The sequence below is a fragment of the Bradyrhizobium pachyrhizi genome (assembly GCF_001189245.1).
In the GTDB taxonomy this organism is placed as follows: Bacteria; Pseudomonadota; Alphaproteobacteria; order Rhizobiales; family Xanthobacteraceae; genus Bradyrhizobium; species Bradyrhizobium pachyrhizi.
This window is the reverse complement of sequence record NZ_LFIQ01000117.1, coordinates 180,559-196,943: the sequence shown is the minus strand read 5'-3', so window position 1 is coordinate 196,943 and position 16,385 is coordinate 180,559. Positions and strand designations below refer to the sequence as shown.

The 16,385-nt window shown below is 63.5% G+C and carries 13 protein-coding genes; 4 read left to right on the top strand and 9 right to left on the bottom strand.

The window, feature by feature from the left end; all coding sequences use genetic code 11:
- Positions 1 to 7 precede the first annotated feature (7 nt).
- Positions 8 to 2,329, bottom strand: a complete 2,322-nt coding sequence (locus AKL29_RS32780) for a sensor histidine kinase (protein ID WP_050387030.1) — start codon at positions 2,327 to 2,329, stop codon at positions 8 to 10.
- Between the two features lie 193 nt (positions 2,330 to 2,522).
- Positions 2,523 to 3,911: a cation-efflux pump gene (locus AKL29_RS32775; RefSeq protein ID WP_050387029.1), complete on the bottom strand. Its 1,389-nt coding sequence runs from the start codon at positions 3,909 to 3,911 to the stop codon at positions 2,523 to 2,525.
- 470 nt (positions 3,912 to 4,381) lie between these two features.
- Between AKL29_RS32775 and AKL29_RS32770 the strand changes: the two genes are divergently transcribed.
- The 4 genes from AKL29_RS32770 to AKL29_RS32755 all read left to right on the top strand — a co-directional run bounded on the left by AKL29_RS32770 (position 4,382) and on the right by AKL29_RS32755 (position 9,203).
- Complete coding sequence (locus AKL29_RS32770) at positions 4,382 to 4,942, top strand: TetR/AcrR family transcriptional regulator (RefSeq protein ID WP_244482545.1); 561 nt, start codon at positions 4,382 to 4,384, stop codon at positions 4,940 to 4,942.
- 92 nt (positions 4,943 to 5,034) lie between these two features.
- On the top strand, positions 5,035 to 5,901 hold the full coding sequence (locus tag AKL29_RS32765) for a DMT family transporter (RefSeq protein WP_050387027.1): 867 nt from the start codon (positions 5,035 to 5,037) through the stop codon (positions 5,899 to 5,901).
- 420 nt (positions 5,902 to 6,321) lie between these two features.
- Entirely contained in the window at positions 6,322 to 8,343 is a 2,022-nt protein-coding gene (locus AKL29_RS32760) for an alkyl/aryl-sulfatase (RefSeq protein WP_050387026.1), read from the top strand.
- 236 nt (positions 8,344 to 8,579) lie between these two features.
- Positions 8,580 to 9,203: a septal ring lytic transglycosylase RlpA family protein gene (locus AKL29_RS32755; protein ID WP_244482544.1), complete on the top strand. Its 624-nt coding sequence runs from the start codon at positions 8,580 to 8,582 to the stop codon at positions 9,201 to 9,203.
- A 119-nt stretch (positions 9,204 to 9,322) separates the two neighbouring features.
- Here AKL29_RS32755 and AKL29_RS32750 read toward each other — a convergent pair whose 3' ends face one another.
- From AKL29_RS32750 to AKL29_RS32725, 7 genes are all read right to left on the bottom strand, one after another.
- On the bottom strand, positions 9,323 to 10,291 hold the full coding sequence (locus tag AKL29_RS32750) for a zinc-binding dehydrogenase (RefSeq protein ID WP_050387025.1): 969 nt from the start codon (positions 10,289 to 10,291) through the stop codon (positions 9,323 to 9,325).
- A 147-nt stretch (positions 10,292 to 10,438) separates the two neighbouring features.
- On the bottom strand, positions 10,439 to 11,434 hold the full coding sequence (locus tag AKL29_RS32745) for an NAD(P)H-dependent flavin oxidoreductase (protein WP_050387024.1): 996 nt from the start codon (positions 11,432 to 11,434) through the stop codon (positions 10,439 to 10,441).
- 246 nt (positions 11,435 to 11,680) lie between these two features.
- Positions 11,681 to 12,115, bottom strand: coding sequence for a CBS domain-containing protein (locus AKL29_RS32740; RefSeq protein WP_028331534.1), 435 nt, complete (start codon positions 12,113 to 12,115; stop codon positions 11,681 to 11,683).
- A gap of 273 nt (positions 12,116 to 12,388) precedes the next feature.
- Positions 12,389 to 13,705: an oxalate/formate MFS antiporter gene (gene oxlT / locus AKL29_RS32735; RefSeq protein WP_028331533.1), complete on the bottom strand. Its 1,317-nt coding sequence runs from the start codon at positions 13,703 to 13,705 to the stop codon at positions 12,389 to 12,391.
- Between the two features lie 239 nt (positions 13,706 to 13,944).
- Entirely contained in the window at positions 13,945 to 15,237 is a 1,293-nt protein-coding gene (oxlT, locus tag AKL29_RS32730) for an oxalate/formate MFS antiporter (RefSeq protein ID WP_028331532.1), read from the bottom strand.
- 257 nt (positions 15,238 to 15,494) lie between these two features.
- Positions 15,495 to 15,632: a hypothetical protein gene (locus AKL29_RS43505; protein ID WP_167350443.1), complete on the bottom strand. Its 138-nt coding sequence runs from the start codon at positions 15,630 to 15,632 to the stop codon at positions 15,495 to 15,497.
- Between the two features lie 56 nt (positions 15,633 to 15,688).
- The coding region (locus AKL29_RS32725) for an autotransporter outer membrane beta-barrel domain-containing protein (protein WP_193395269.1) at positions 15,689 to 16,385 on the bottom strand (697 nt) is incomplete at its 5' end.

Genomic DNA, 16,385 nt, shown 5'->3' with positions numbered 1-16,385 from the left:
GGGGGCGTCAGGCCGCTTCCGGCAGCTTCGTCTGCAGGGGCCGCGGATCGCGCGGCAGCGTGACGCGCACGACGGTGCCGACGCCGAGCTTGGAGCGCAGCCGCATCGAGCCGCCGTGCAGATTGGTAAGCGAGCGCGCGATCGCAAGTCCGAGGCCTGAGCCCTGGTAGCTCTTGGTGAGCTGGCTCTCGACCTGCTCGAACGGCTTGCCGAGCCGCCGCAGCGATTCCGGCGCGATGCCGATGCCGCTGTCGGCGATCAACAGCACGATCGAGTCATCCAGCATCTGACCGCGCACCAGCACACGACCGTGGTCGGGCGTGAACTTCACCGCATTGGAGAGCAGGTTGACGATGATCTGCTTGACCGCGCGGCGGTCGGCGACGACCGAGATCGTGCTTTCGATATCCGACTCCAGCGACAATCCCTTGTGCTCGGCGCGGCCGGAGACCACGCGCAGCGACTCCGCGAGGATGCCGGAGAGATCGAGCGGCTCCATGTCGAACTTCATGCGGCCGGCCTCGATCTTCGACATGTCGAGAATGTCGTTGATGACCTCGAGCAGGTATTTCCCCGACGTTAGAATGTCGTGGCAGTATTCCGCATATTTGTCCGAGCCGAGCGTGCCGAACAGGCCGCTGCCCATGATCTCGGAGAAGCCGATGATGGCATTGAGCGGGGTGCGCAGCTCATGGCTCATGTTGGCGAGGAACTTCGACTTGGCGGCGTTGGCGTCCTCGGCGCGGGTCTTCTCCTGCGAATATTTTTCGGCGAGGTCGGCAAGCTCGACGGCCTGCCGCTCCAGTTCGGCTTGTGAGCGCTGCAGGTCGATCACGGTGGCGCGCAGGCGCAGGTCGTTGTCGACCAGCTTCTGCTCGTGCGCCTTGATGCGGGTGATGTCGGTGCCGACCGAGACGTAGCCGCCGTCCTTGGTGCGGCGCTCGCTGATGTGCAGCCAGCTGCCGTCGTCGAGCTGGGCCTCGAAGGTGCGGGCGCCGGGCGCCGGCACGCCGCTCTCGTGCAGGCGGGTGCGCACTTCCGGCATGCTGCCGACCTCGATCACGGTCTCGTAGGAGGTACCGGGGCTGACGGCGGAATCGGGCAGCTTGTGCAGCCGCTGGAAGTGCGAGTTGCAGAGCACGAGACGATCGTCGGCATCCCAGAGCACGAAGGCCTCCGGAATGGTCTCGATCGCGTCGCGCAGCCTGAGATCGGCTTCCACCGACTTCTCGGCGAGGCTCTTCTGCTCAGTGATGTCGACCGCGATGCCGATCAGATGCAGGCCGCCGTCGGCCGCGGCGTGGCTGAGCTCGCAGCGCACCCGCAGCCAGATCCAGTGGCCGCCGACATGGCGCATGCGGAAGCTCTGGTCGATGTGATCGATCTTGCCCGCGATCAGCTGGTCGGCGATGTCGAACAGGTTGATGTCGTCCGAATTCACCAGCGCATTGACCTCGCCGAAGGTGAGGAGGTCGTTGCGGGTGTCGAGGCCGAGCAGCGTGAACATCGACTGCGACCAGAAGATCCTGCCGCGCGACAGGTCCCAGTCCCACAATCCGCAGCGGCCGCGGTTGAGCGCGGTGTCGATCCGGCCGCGCACGGCGTCGTTGATCAGGTCGCCCTCGCGGGCGCGGGTCGATTGCCAGTGGAAGGCGAAGCCGAGGATCAGCACCACGAAGCTCGTGGTCGCCGACAGCGTCACCGAGAGCGCCGCGTCCGATCCCCAGATCGGCTCGTTCATCTCCTGGATGACGACGACCTGACCGGGCAGCGACTTGACGAGCTGCGAGATCGCCAGCGCGCCCGTGCCGCCGGGCAGCGTCATGTCGCTGACCGTGCCCTGCTGGCCGGGCGCGACCAGCAGCTGCGCGGTGGAGACGATGTCGAGGATGCGGTCGTTCTCGCCGGCGCCATCGACCGGCACGCGCGCCAGCACGCGGTGATCGGCGCTGGTGATGATGACGTGGCGGCCATAGGCGATGCCCCAGGACGGGATCAGGTCCGGCAGCAGTTCCTGCATCCGCTCGATGTTGGCGAGCCGGTCGCGCCGCACCGAGGTCAGGCGATCGAGACGTTCGGCAAGGATGTCGGACAGCGCGGCAAGGTCGCGCTTCGTCGCGCCGCGCTTCTGCCGGTTCTGGTCGATTACCTGGACGAAGGCGCCGAGGCAGATCGTGATGAGGAAGGCGATGATGAGGGTAGGGACAGCGCGGCGCAGTGCAGGCTCGGCCGTCAGGAGCCTGTGATAGGCCGGTTTCGCGATCGACTGCGCCAATCCCTTGATCGAATCGGATTGGACGCACGCGTTCGCTGCATGCGCGCGCGCCATGCCTGAGACCCCCGCTCTAAGCTGATTTTTTACCCGGTTCGGATGCTCCCCACGATGCATCCGAATCATGATCATTTGAATCCAGATTTCCGGGACTGTCGAGAGTCAACGATTCGTTAATGCGAAAAAATTCTTGTCCCGGAGAGAATCATGCGACGCAAAGTGAGTCCGAAACAGGAACGGCTCCGTAGAATTACGCGCGCGTCGGCTCTGCGTGACTGATCACACGCTTCACGGTGGGGAACGCACGACGCAGTTTGCGTTCGATCTCGTCGACGCTTTCGTGCACCTTGATCACACTCATCGAAGGCCGCGCGCGGCAATGGAAGTTGACGACCTCGCCGGCGTCGGTGTTGCGGACCCGCACATTGTGGATGTCATGGATCGCACCGCCATCGGCAAAGCCGGTCAGCGCCGCCTTGATGGCTTCCACGCGGTCGGGCGCGGCGTCGGTTCCCCACGGCAGTTCCGGCTCGAGCGGCTCGATATGGGTGTCGACCTCGACGTCCTCGCCGAAATCCTCGCGGATCGCGCGCTCGAGCTCGTGGGCGATGCCGTGCGCCGCGTCGAGCGCCATGTCGCCGTCGACCTCGAGGTCGATGCCGACGATCAGCTTGCCGCTGATGTCGTGCACCGTGACGTGGTGGATGGCGAGGCCGGAATTGCGCGCGATCACCATGATGCGCTCGCGCACGCTCTCATTGTCGCGCGCCACCGGCACCGCGGTGAAGGTGAGGTCGGCGTCGCCGAACGTCTTGGTCACCGCCGCCTGTGCCCTGCGCTTGATGTCCTCGACGCGGTCGATCGGGTAGGTGCGCGGCACCTTGGCGATGGCATCGATGAAATGCGTCGCGCCGACCATGCGGACGCGCAACCGGTCGACATCGACCACACCCGGCACGGCCTTGATGGCGGCGGTGGCCTTTTCCAGCGCGCCTTCGGGCGCGCGATCGAGCAGGGTCTCGACCGTCTCCCGCGCCATGCGCAGGCCGAGCAGGGCGATCATCACCGCGACCGCGATCGCCGCCGCGGCATCGCCCCACCAGAAGCCGAAGCCGGCCAGCACCAGGCCGACAATGACGGCGGTTGAGCCCATCACGTCGGAGGCGAAATGCAGGGCGTCGGCGGCCAGCGCCTGGCTCTTGGTGTCGCGCGCGGCGCGGTGCAGCGCGCGGGCCCGCCACAGATTGACGCCGATATCGATGACCAGAACGACAAAGGGAATGGCCGAGATCGACGGCGGCGGCGTTCCTTCGCGCAGATGGCTATAGGCCTGCACCAGGATGCCGCCGGCCAGCACATAGAGCAAAGCGATGATGCCGAGCGCCGAGACGCTCTCGAACTTGCCGTGGCCGTAATGATGCTCGGCGTCGGCCGGCTGGTCCGACACCCGCACCACCGCCCAGGTGATGATGGTGGCGACCAGGTCGATCGACGAGTGCAGCGCCTCGGAGATCAGCGCCAGCGATCCGATCGCGATACCGACGACGAACTTCGCCACCGCCATGCTGCCGCTGGCGAGGATCGAGATCGCTGCGACCGATGTCTTGGTGGAGGGTGCGCTGGTGTTCGAAGAACTCATGAGCGGCGGTTTAGCAGGCCAACGGTGAACATCAAGTGTCGTTCGCCACGCGCAATCGCCACTCAGTTGCAATTGCATCCTTGCGCCAAAATCACGCGGTCGTCCCGGCGGAAGCCAGGATCCATAACCACAGGGTTGTGTGGTTGAAGTGAGCTGTGGCAACCGCGTCGCGTCATGACTCGCATTCGGGGTAATGGGTCCTGGCTTCCGCCAGGACGACCTGGATGTGTTGCGCGACGTGTCAACTAAACATCCGCGTTCTCGCGGCGTGTTTCGCTAGAGCGCAGTGAAACCCATCATCTCGCCGTGCGGGCAATTGATGGGTTTCGCTTCGCTCTACCCATCCTACGGACCGCCGGGTTGTAATCCGAAGCCGGCACTTGCAATATATGGACCAATTGGTCTATATATCGGCAATGAGCCGCCAAATCCCCGTTCAGTCGCCCCGCGGGCGCCCGCGAAGCTTCGACATGGAGGCCGCTGTCGAGCGCGCCATGAATGTGTTCTGGTCGCGCGGCTATCATGCCACTGCGCTGCCGGACCTGCTTCGTGCGACGAAGCTCTCGCGCGGCAGCCTTTACGCCGCTTTCGGCGACAAGCACTCGCTGTTCCTGCGCGCACTCGATCGCTACATTGCCGATGCCCTGACCCGGATGGATGACGAACTCGATCCCCGCAGAGATCCGGTCGACGGCCTGCGAGCCTACCTTGCCGGCTACGTTGAACGCGCGTGCGGTGCCAATGGCCGGCGCGGCTGCCTGTTGGTGGCGACGGCGATGGAGCTGGCTGGCGCGGATGCCGAGGTTGGTCGTCGCTTCGCGAGCTTCTTCAAAACCATGGAGGCAAGGGTGGCGGACGCATTTTCCCGTGCGGAGACCGTGGGCAGATTGGCCGATGGCGTCGAGCCTTCGAGTGCCGCCCGAATTCTGATCTGTTTCCTTTGGGGGCTGCGCGTGGTCGCCAAGACGGCTCCGGCACGTACCACGTCGCAAGCCACCGCTGACGCGCTCCTCGCTCGCTTCATCAAATAAGCAACTGTTCGAATGACCCTTGATGTCCACTGTACGTCCGCGGGATCAGCGTGCCGATATATGGACCGATCGGTCTTGAAAGGAAAGATGCCATGTCTGCCATCCAGATCATCTGCGCGGTGGCCGTTCCCTTGCTCTGGGGTTATCAGTTCGTGGTCATCAAGGTGGGCGTCACCGAGTTTCCGCCGCTGTTCTTCCTCGGACTGCGCTTCCTGGCCATCGCGCTGCTGCTTGTTCCGTTCGTCAGAAGGCCGACACGCCGACAACTCGGCCCTGTCGCAGCTATTTCGGTTTTCCTCGGCGGACTGAACTTCGGGCTGTTCTATGTCGGCCTCGGGCTCGGCTCGGGAAGCATGTCGGCCGTCGCCTATCAACTCGCCCCGCCGTTCACCGTGCTGCTCGCCTGGCCGCTGCTCGCGGAGCGGCCGTCGCTCATCACATCCGCCGGCGTGGTGCTGGCGTTCGTCGGCGTGGTGGTGCTGGCAGCCGGGCCAGAGCTGTCGGCAAACGTGCTTCCGCTGCTGCTTGTGGTCGGGGCAGCCTTCGCATTCGCGGTGTCCACCGTCCTGACGAAACGCTACGGCCCCTTCGATCCCCTGATGCTGATGGGATGGTCATCGCTGCTCACGGTGCCGCAGGTGATGTTGATGTCGCTGCTGCTGGAATACGGACAGCTGGCGAGCCTCGGCACGGCGGATCAACGTGGCTGGCTGGCGCTCGCCTACACCGTCTTCATCGGCGGCATTGTCGGGTTCGGCCTGTGGTTCTGGCTGATCGGGCGTTGCTCGATGGGCCGTGTCGCCCCCTTCGGTCTGTTGCTTCCGGTGTTCGCCTTGATCTCGAGCGTGCTGTTCCTTGGCGACAGCGTGACCCCGAAACTGGTTGTCGGCGGACTGCTAGCGATCTCCGGCGTCGCCATCACACAGGTCAGACCGGGTGCGAAGTCGGACCAGTCGTAGCGCTCGCAGGGACCGAATTCGGCCGTAGCCGATGGCTCCGCTTCCACAACAGGGAACCGCCTTCGGGCGGTCTTCCATTCGCGTAAAATGCGAACAGTTCGCCATCGCCAGGACGCGATCACTGTGCGGCAAAACAGCGCTCTTGCGACATGACCGGTGCGCCGCGCCTCACCGTCAAACCCGCCGGTCGTGGCGCACGCCTGCTCATGCGCGTGAATTCGCCAGAGGTTTTCTGGCGGCTCGGCCTGCCGTGTTGGTATGCAATTTGTGCCAGAGAGCGCACAGCCATGCGGACAGATGCTGCCGGACAGGTTTCGACGCAGCAACTACGGGAGGAACGATTCCCCCGGGAGATGTTTGGCGACGATGCTCTCGGTGCTCAGGGAGTGGACCAATATCCAATGTAAAGGGAGAGGCCACATGAGGAGCGTTTTCGCGAAGGCGTCAATCCTCGGGGTTGTCAGCGCGGGGTTGATCGGTACGGCCGCGGCACAGACTCAAGATTTGCGCAAGGGCGCGGCCGATGCGACCAAGCAGGCCAATTCGGTCTTGCTGAAACAGCTGCCGTTTAGCGACACCTCTGATTTCGACGCGGCGAACAAAGGCTTCATGGCCGCGCTGCCTTCCGAGGCAATCAAGGGAAGCGCGGGTAACGCCATCTGGAACCCGCAGCAATACGGCTTCATCAGCGACGCGACCGCCCCCGATACGGTCAACCCAAGCCTGTGGCGACAATCCCGGCTGATCAACATCTCCGGCTTGTTCGAGGTGACCGAGGGCATCTATCAGGTTCGCAATCAGGACCTGTCGAACATGACGATCATCGAGGGCAGCGAGGGCATTACAATCGTCGATCCCCTCGTGTCGGCAGAGACGGCAAAGGTGGCGCTCGACCTGTACCGCTCGAAGCGCGGAAACAAACCCGTCAAGGCCGTGATCTACACCCACAGCCACGTCGACCACTATGGTGGTGTGCGGGGCGTCACCAGCGAGGACGACGTCCAGTCCGGCAAGGTCAAGATCTATGCGCCGGATGGATTCCTGGAGGCCGCGGTCGCCGAGAACGTCATGGCCGGCACCGCGATGAGCCGGCGCGCCAGCTACATGTACGGCAACCTGCTCAAGGCGGATCCGAAAGGTCAGGTCGGCGCGGGTCTCGGCACCACGACCTCGGCAGGCACGGTGACGCTCATCGCGCCGACCAACATCATCAAGGAAACCGGACAGAAAGAGAAGATCGACGGCTTGACGTACGAGTTCCTCATGGCGCCCGGTTCGGAAGCGCCTTCGGAGATGATGTGGTTCATCGAGGAAAAGAAGGCGATGGAATCCGCCGAGGACGCGACCCACACGCTGCACAATACCTATTCGCTTCGCGGCGCCAAAATTCGCGAGCCGCTTCCCTGGTCGAAATACCTCAACCAGGCGCTGGTGATGTGGGGCGACAAGGTCGATGTGGTGTTTGCGCAGCATCACTGGCCGACATGGGGCAATGACAAGGTGGTTTCACTTCTGGAGAGCCAGCGCGACCTTTACCGCTTCATCAACGACCAGACCTTGCGCATGGTCAACCACGGCATGACGATGCGTGAGATCGCCGACGGATTCAAAATGCCTGACAGTCTCGCCAATGTCTGGGCAAACCGCGGTTATTACGGCTCGATCTATCATGACGTGGCCGCCACCTATGTTCTTTATCTTGGCTGGTTCGACGGCAACCCGGCCACACTGCACGAACTGCCGCCGGTCGAGGCGAGCAAGAAGTACGTCGAGTTCATGGGCGGCAGCGACGAGGTTCTGAAGAAGGCCAAGGCTTCCTACGACAAGGGCGAATATCGCTGGGTGGCTCAAGCCGTCCACCACGTCGTGTTCGCCGATCCCGACAATCAGGCCGCCAAGAATCTCGAAGCCGACGCGCTCGAGCAACTCGGCTATCAGGCCGAGTCCGGGCCGTGGCGCAACTTTTACCTGACCGGCGCCCAGGAACTGCGCAACGGTGTCGCGAAGCTGCCGACGCCGAACACCGCGAGCCCCGATACGGTGCGCGCGATGTCCGCGGACTTGTTCTTCGACTATCTCGGAGTTCGCCTCAACGCGGAGAAGGCCGGCAACGCGCATGCGAAGCTCAACTTCGAGTTCGGCAAGGACGGCAACTACTTCGTCGAGCTGAAGAACGGAGTGCTGAACCACACGGCGAACATGAAGTCCAACAATGCCGATGCGACGGTCGCGTTGTCGCGCGATACGCTGAACAGCATCATCCTGCAGCAGACCAGGTTTGATGATGCCGTTTCGTCCGGCGCGGTGAAGGTGAGCGGAGATCAGACCAAGCTGCGCGATCTCGTGTCGTATCTCGACACGTTCGACTTCTGGTTCAATATCGTGACGCCGAACCAGACGGCTCAATCCGCCACGACGGGGCGAGGGGGAACGTCGCGATAATCATACGATAATCATACGGTCAAGCGGCGCGGAGCACTTGCTTCGCGCCGCTTCGCTATGCGCACCTTCGCCGAAGATCGCGCGGATCTGCTCGATCGAGCGGGCGCGGAAGATAACGCCGACACTCTTCACGCGCTGTCGAAGACAGCTCCATTCAGTCATTTTGCTGACGCAATCTCTGTTTTAGTCGGGTGAGAAACTGAAGACACGGTGTGAGAACCACCCCGGTTCTCATAATGGTTCCGCCGCCGGAACTGGCACGAATCCGCAAAGAATTGGCACGAGTTAACGCCATCGCGTTCGCTCGACGATGTTTTGCGCGGGCATCGGGAACCGGACGATCGAAGAAAATCAATCAAGGAGTTATGATGCTGTTCGGCTCGAGCGCCGCAATCTGCGGCGCCCTGGTTGCGCTCGCCATTTCTGGCACCGCTGCGCGAAGTGAGAACGCTGCGGTTCATTCAAGTGCCGTCGTCAACGCCGCGTGTGGGGATGCAATCGTTGGCGCGGCATCCATGTACAATCCGTTCAAGCCCGGCAGGGAGGAGGGCGGTCCAAGCACAGCCTCCGGCGAGCGCTATGATCTCTCGGTCTGGGCGGCTGCCATCAAGACGAGTCTGCGCCGGAAGTTTGGTGGGGTCCAATTTGGCGCGAGGCCGAAATATGCCCTCGTCGAGGCGGTAGGCAAGAAGGTCATCGTCAAGATAAATGACGTGGGGCCATTAAGGCCTGGCCGCATCATCGACCTCAACGAGCGGACGATGCGCTATTTCGATCCAAGCCTGGAGCTCGGAGTCATCAGTGGCGTCAAGGTCAGCCCGCTTGCGGGGGACTATTGGATTCCCGGACCGGTCGGCTGAACACCGTACGCGAAAAGAGCCAGGGCAGAGCACGTGGCAAGCGCGGATGAGGAGGCATACTTGCGCTTCGCTCATCCGCCGTTCGCTCGCATTGACGATGACGCTTGCCGAGTCTGCTGCTACAGCGTCACCACGATCTTGCCGAGGTGCTTGTTGGCTTCCATGTGTTCGAACGCCTTGCCGATATCGGCGAATTTGTAGACTTGGTCGATCGGCAGCTGCAGCTTGCGTGCCTCGACCGCGGGCCAGATGTCCTTGCGCACCTCGTCGAAGATCGCGCGGATCTCCTCGATCGAGCGGGTGCGGAAGGTGACGCCGATATACTGGATGCGGCGCGCCGCATGCAGGTCGAAGTTGAAGTCGCCATGGGTGCCGCCGAGCCGGCCGACATTGACGATGCGGCCCTTGACCTTGGTCGCCTTGAGGTTCTGGTTGGCGACCGGTCCGGAGATTTGGTCGACGATCAGGTCGACGCCTTCGCCTGAGGTCGCCTGCAGCACCTGATCGACCCAGCCGGGATCCTTCGAGTCCACCGCGAGATCGGCGCCGAACTCCTTCAGCCGGCCGCGGCGCATCGCGTCGGTCGATGAGCCCACCACGAGCTTGGCGCCCTTCAGCTTGGCGATCTGCATCGCCATCAGCCCGACGCCGGAGCTTGCGCCCTGGATCAGCACGGTCTGGCCCGGCTGCAGCGCGCCATTGGTGACGACGGCGTTGTGCATGGTGGCGAGCGCGACGGGCAGGGTTGCGGCCTCGTCGAAATTCATGTTGGAGGGCGCGCGGAACAGCCGGCCGTGATCGGCCAGCGTGTATTCGGCGAATGCCGCGCCGCCGGAGCCCATGATCTTGTCCCCGATCTTGACGCCCTTGGCATCGGGGCCGAGCTCGGCGACCTCGCCGGCCCATTCCATGCCGAGCACGGTGCCGACGCCGCCGGCCGCGCCGTGGACATGGCCCTTGGTCATGCCGAGATCGGCGCGGTTCAGCCCGCAGGCTTGAACCTTGACCAGCACCTGGGTGCCCTTCGGCACGGGCTTCGCGACGTCGGTGATTTCAGGGCCGTTAGGGCCGTAGACATAGGCTTTCATGGGGGCATCCCCTTCGGTCTGAATCCTCATGGTGAGGAGCGCGCCTTCGCGTCTCGAACCATGGCCCGATTGTGGCCTCATCCTTCGAGACGCTTGCTTCGCAAGCTGCTCAGGATGAGGAGATAGAGCCGCGCGCGATCCAAACGCTTATTCCGCGGCCTGACGCTTGGCACCAGCTGTCATGCGCTCCAGCCGCTCGCGGATGATCGCTTCCGCTTCGTGGACGATGCGCGACACCAGCTCGGCGCAGGACGGAATGTCATGGATCAGGCCCTGCACCTGGCCGGCCGACCAGATGCCTTCGTCGGCATCGCCTGACGCGTAGACCATCTTGCCGCGCGCGCCGGCGACCAGCTCGCGCACATCCTCGAACTTGGCGCCTTCCTTCTCCATCTGCACGACCTTGGTCGAGATCGCGTTCTTGGCGACGCGCGAGGTGTTGCGCATGGTGCGGAAGATCAGCTCGGTCTCGCGCTCGTCATTGGCGACGATGCGTTCCTTCACCAGCTGATGGATCGGGCTCTCCTTGGTGCACATGAAGCGCGTGCCCATGTTGATGCCTTCGGCGCCGAGCGCCAGCGCGGCGACCAGGCCGCGCGCATCGCCGAAGCCGCCGGAGGCGATCATCGGGATATTCACCTTGTCGGCGGCGGCGGGGATCAGGATCAGGCCGGGGGTGTCGTCCTCGCCGGGATGGCCGGCGCATTCAAAGCCGTCGATCGAGATCGCGTCGGCGCCCATCCGCTCGGCGGACAGCGCGTGGCGTACGCTGGTGCACTTGTGCAGCACCTTGATGCCGTGCTTCTTGAACTCGTCGACATGCTCCTGCGGCTTGTTGCCGGCGGTCTCGACGATCTTGATGCCGCTCTCGATGATCGCCTGGCGATATTCGGCGTAGGGCGGCGGCTTGATCGCGGGCAGGATGGTCAGGTTGACGCCGAACGGCTTGTCGGTCAGCTCGCGGCAGCGCGCGATTTCCTTGCGCAGGTCATCCGGCGTCGGCTGCGTCAGCGCGGTGATCATGCCGAGCGCACCGGCATTGGCGACCGCGGCAACCAGCTCGGCGCGCCCGACCCATTGCATGCCGCCCTGCACGATCGGGTGGTCGACGCCGAACATCTCGGTGAAACGTGTCTTGATCATTCTGCCCTCGTTTCCATCAGGATTTTCCGTGGCGCGGACGGCGGCGCACGGTGTTGTTATGGATGTCGGGCGGAAGGATGCAGTCCTGTCCGGCAATTGTCTACCGGCGACCTGCGGCGCGCCCATGCGGAAATGACGGGCCGCGGCGGTCAGGCGAGGGCGGGACAGAAATCTTTCGTCATCTGTTCAGGCGCTCGTGATCGAACACGCAGCGCCCGGCTGAGAGCAAGGCAAAGCAGGCGCTTGTTACGCCGGCACGGCGTCTTTCTTCGACGCGGCGGTCTCCTCGTCGAACGCGGCGGCGATGTCGCGCATGCTGACGACGCCGATCAGGCTGTAGTTGTCGATGACGGGCACGTGGCGAATGTGGTGCTTGGTCATGAGATGACGAATGTGCTCGAGCGTGTCGCTCGATGTGCAGGAGACGAGCTGCTGCACCGAGACGAATTGCGACACCTTCATGCTCGCGCCGGCCGCACCGTGCTCGGCGATCGCGCGCACCACGTCGCGCTCGGTGAACATGCCGACGGCGGTGTTGCCCTCGGTACGAACGACATCCTTGACCACGAGCGCGCTGATATTGCTGGCGCGCATCAGTTGCGCGGCAATCGCGACGGTCTCGTTCATGCGCACCGTGGCGACGCGGGGGGTCTTCTTGCGCAGGATATCTCCGACTTGCATGGCAACCTCCTTGGTTATCGTTGACCGGAGTCTGGTATACAAAATGCCAATTGTCAACGCGACTGTCACGGAATCTACCATCAGGAAACAGCTTAAATAGGCAGGTTTACTGACATTTTCGACGATTGTGAGCGACCGTGGGCGGCGCAGGCGATCCGCCGCACCAGACGCGGTGGTATCTGGCATCCCTGTCTTTGGCAAAAAGAAAAGAGGCGCACCGAAATGCGCCTCTGTCCGTTCAGCAGGAAAATTGAGAGTTCAGGCCGTCCTGATTCAAGCCGTTTTGGCGCTCGTCGCGGTCTCTTCCGCGGCGGCAGCCTCGTTGCCGTTGATGAAGGCGCGGCGCATCGGCTTGATCACGAACAGCGCCATCAGCGCTGCGGTGGCGTTGAGCGCGACCGCGATCACGAACACCGCCTGCCAGCCATAGCTGGCGGCAACGATGCTTGCGGCAGGCACCAGGAGCGCTGCGGTGCCCTTCGCGGTGTAGAGCATGCCGTTGTTGGTGGTCGCGAACTTCGAGCCGAAGGTGTCGCCGCAGGTCGCCGGGAACAGCGAGTAGATCTCGCCGAATACGCCGAAATAGACCGCGGTCGCCAGCACGAACACCACCGGGTTGTGACCCCAGGTGGATAGCGTGAGCAGCATCAGCGCGCCGGTACCGAACGCGATGAACATGGTGTGCTCGCGGCCGATGTTGTCGGACACCCAGCCGAAGAACGGCCGTCCGAAACCGTCGAAGATGCGGTCGAGCGAGATCGCGAAGGTCAGCGCGGCCATCTGGAAGCCGGCGAGCGTGACCGGCGTGTTCGCGATCTTGTAGTCGTGCGCGATCGGTGCGATCTGCGCCGCCGCCATCAGGCCGCCGGCCGCAACCATCACGAACACCAGATACATCACCCAGAAGATCGGGCTGCGCAGCACCTGCGGCGGCGTGAAGTCGACCTTGGTCTGCGGCAGATTGAGCTGCTTCTTCTTCGGCGGGATCGAGACCGCGGGCGGCTGGATGAAGAAGGCGAGCAGGAAGACGATCAATCCCTGTCCGATGCCGAAATCGAAGAACGCAGTCTGATAGCCGCTCGCGGCGATCATCTTTGCAATCGGCACCACCGTGAGCGCGGCGCCGGCGCCGAAGCCGGCCGCGGTTGCGCCGGCGGCGAGGCCGCGGCGATCGGGAAACCACTTCAGCGCGTTGCCGACGCAGGTGCCGTACACCGCGCCGGCGCCGATGCCGCCGAATACCGCGGCGGTGTAGAGCAAGGCGAGCGAGTCGGCATAGGAGTTCAACACCCAGGCGAGCGCGATCATGATGCCGCCGAACATGATGACGAGCCGCGGGCCGTATTTGTCGACGAACCAGGCCTCGACCGGCACCAGCCAGGTCTCGGTCACCACGAAGATCGTGAAGGCGAACTGGATCGCCGCGCGGCCCCAGTGGTGCGCGCCGTCGATCGGGTCGACGAACAGCGTCCAGCCATATTGCAGGTTCGCGATCATCGCCATGCAGACGATGCCCATGACGAGCTGCAGCCAGCGGAAGCCGCTGGACGAAGGTTGAGCTTGTGTGACGGCAGTATTGCTGGAAACCATCAAGTCCTCCCGAGCGCGCTGGTCTTGTGACCGAGTGTCGCAATTATTGTGGCGTATCGTCGCAAGCGCTCGGCGGAAGTTGGTATACTATATTCCAGAAAGCAAGCCCTTCATTCTGCTGCAACGCAGCAAATCTGCCCTCCGACGTGCCGGTCCCGACGGCGTCTCGCGGCCGGCAAAAATGAAAAGCGCCCGGCTTTTGGCCAGGCGCTTTGCAGGTTGTGATGGAGGGCGGTTGCTTAAGCCGTAGCCGATTTCGCGACCACGACTTTTCGCCAAGGCTTGAGGAGGGCGATCGCGAGCAACGAGGCGAGGATGTTGGCGCCTGCCGCGATGATGAACACCTTGTCCCAGTTGCCCGATGATTGCTGCATGTAGTTGGCGATCGGCACCAAGAGCGCCGCGGTGCCTTTCGCGGTGTAGAGCAGGCCCGCATTCGTGGTGGCGAACTTGGCGCCGAACGTATCAGTGCAGGTCGAGGGGAACAGCGAGTAGATCTCGCCCCAGGCAAAGAACACGAAGCCCGAGAGCAGCACGAACCAAACCGGGTCGTGTCCCCAGAGGTAGAGCATCCAGATGCCGATCCCTTCCATGCCGAAGGCGATGAACATCGTGTTCTCGCGGCCGATCATGTCGGAGATCCAGCCGAAGAACGGACGCGTCAGGCCGTTGAGGACGCGGTCGATGGTTGCCGCGAAGGTCACCGCCGTCATCGTCACCGCCATCAGCGTGACCGGCACGCTGTCGACCTTCCAGTCGACCGCGATCGGCTTCAGGTTCGCCGTCACCATCAGGCCGCCCGCGCCGACGATCACGAACATGAAGTACATCAGCCAGAAAATCGGCTGCCGCAGCACTTCGGTCGGCTGATAGTTGCGCCGGGTCTGGATGATGTTGGCGTTCGCCACGACGGCCGGCACCTGTCCGGCCTTCGGCGCCAGCAGGAAGAAGGAGAGCAGGACGATGATGATGCCCTGGCCGAGACCGAAATAGAGGAAGGTGGTCTGGAAGCCGGAGTCCTTGATCATCGCCTGGATCGGCGCGACCGTGAGCGCCGAGCCTGCGCCGAAGCCGGCAGCGGTGATGCCCGCGGCAAGTCCGCGCTTGTCCGGAAACCATTTCAGCGCATTGCCGACGCAGGTGCCGTAGACGCCGCCGGCGCCGATGCCGGCGATGATCATGCCGAGATAGTAGCCGTTCAGTGTCGTCGCCTGCGCGTTGATCGCCCAGCCGAGCGCGCAGAGGATGCCGCCGACCAGCACGACGATGCGCGGACCGTATTTGTCGACGAACCAGCCTTCGACCGGCACCAGCCAGGTCTCGAACAGCACGAACAGCGTGAAGGCCCATTGGATCGATGCGCGATCCCATCCGAATTTCTTCTGGATGTCGGGGACGAAGAACGTCCACCCGTATTGATAATTTGCGATCATCACCATCGCGGCGACGCCGATCGCGAGTTGCGTCCAGCGATAGGTGTCGCTGACACGCGCGGCCGCAGGGGCCGCAGTTGCCTGAACCATGTCCGACATAGATCCTCCCAGTGCGCCCCTTGTCGTTGCTTATGAGCGCGCGAGAGCCATCTTGGTATCCGATATGCCAAGGTTCAAGCTGTCGCAGGGCAGCGCGCGCTTATGCCGCACAGGACTCAGCCCGGGCACCCCGGGAGACTAGTTCAGCGCGCAAGGAAATGGCCCCGAAAATCGGGGCCATTGGTCGAAGGTTCAATGTCAGGTCGCATCTTGCGACGAAAGCTGCATCCGGCGGAGAGCGCCGGAAATCCCTTGGCTTAGAGGCCAAAGCGCGGCAGGTCGCCGTTCCGATTCGAGATCTCCGCGCTCTTCATCAGCAGGCGGTCGATCGAGGCCAGCAGGCGGCCGAACAGGGTGGAGGAGGGCGCGAGCGTCAGTACAGTGGTCTTGGACATTGGTGTCCCCTTTCATTGGAGGCCAGCAATGGGCCGGCTCATCATCTGCAGCCAAACTATGTATACCAGATGCCAGAAACAACGCGTTTGTTTGCATAGCAGCATGCACGACTGTGCAATGCAGCAAAATCGGCAGATCGGCATTCCGGATTGGCGTGGAAGGAAGGGAGCCCGGTGGCGCCGCCGGGGCAGAATTTCCAGCTAAAACTGGCCTTTACCGAGTGATCCTGGACCCGGTCGGCGAGCTGGCCGACATAGGCAATGCCGATGCTGGCCTGCGGCGTAACCCGCAGGCCGAGCCCGCCCTCGATCAGCGCTGCGTTCCGCGCCAGCGGCACGCCAGCCACGGTGAATCCGGTTCCCGGGCTCTGGAACGCGAGCGCCGCCGTCGGGATCACGTCGCCGAAGGCGTGCTGCCAGGCCACCGAGGCGCGCGGCGTCAGCTGCATGCCGTTGGTGAGGGCAACGCTGGTGGCGATGCGGGCGCCGAACGAGGAGTAGCCGACATCCTGGTTGCTGCCGGCGCCGACCAACGCGGCGGCGCCGATTCCGCCGGTCTCGGCAAAACTGTCGGTGCTGAGGTGGGCCCAGGCGAGGCCGGCGAACGGCTCGTGCGCGATGGGAGCGATAGCCCGTAGCCGATCTCGCCGAACACCTGCCCGTGGTCGCGTCGTAGCGGGCGCGTGCCGTATCGAAGAAGCCGGGGAAGACGATCGAGCGGTTGGTGCGCCGCGATCGTCATCGCCCACACCA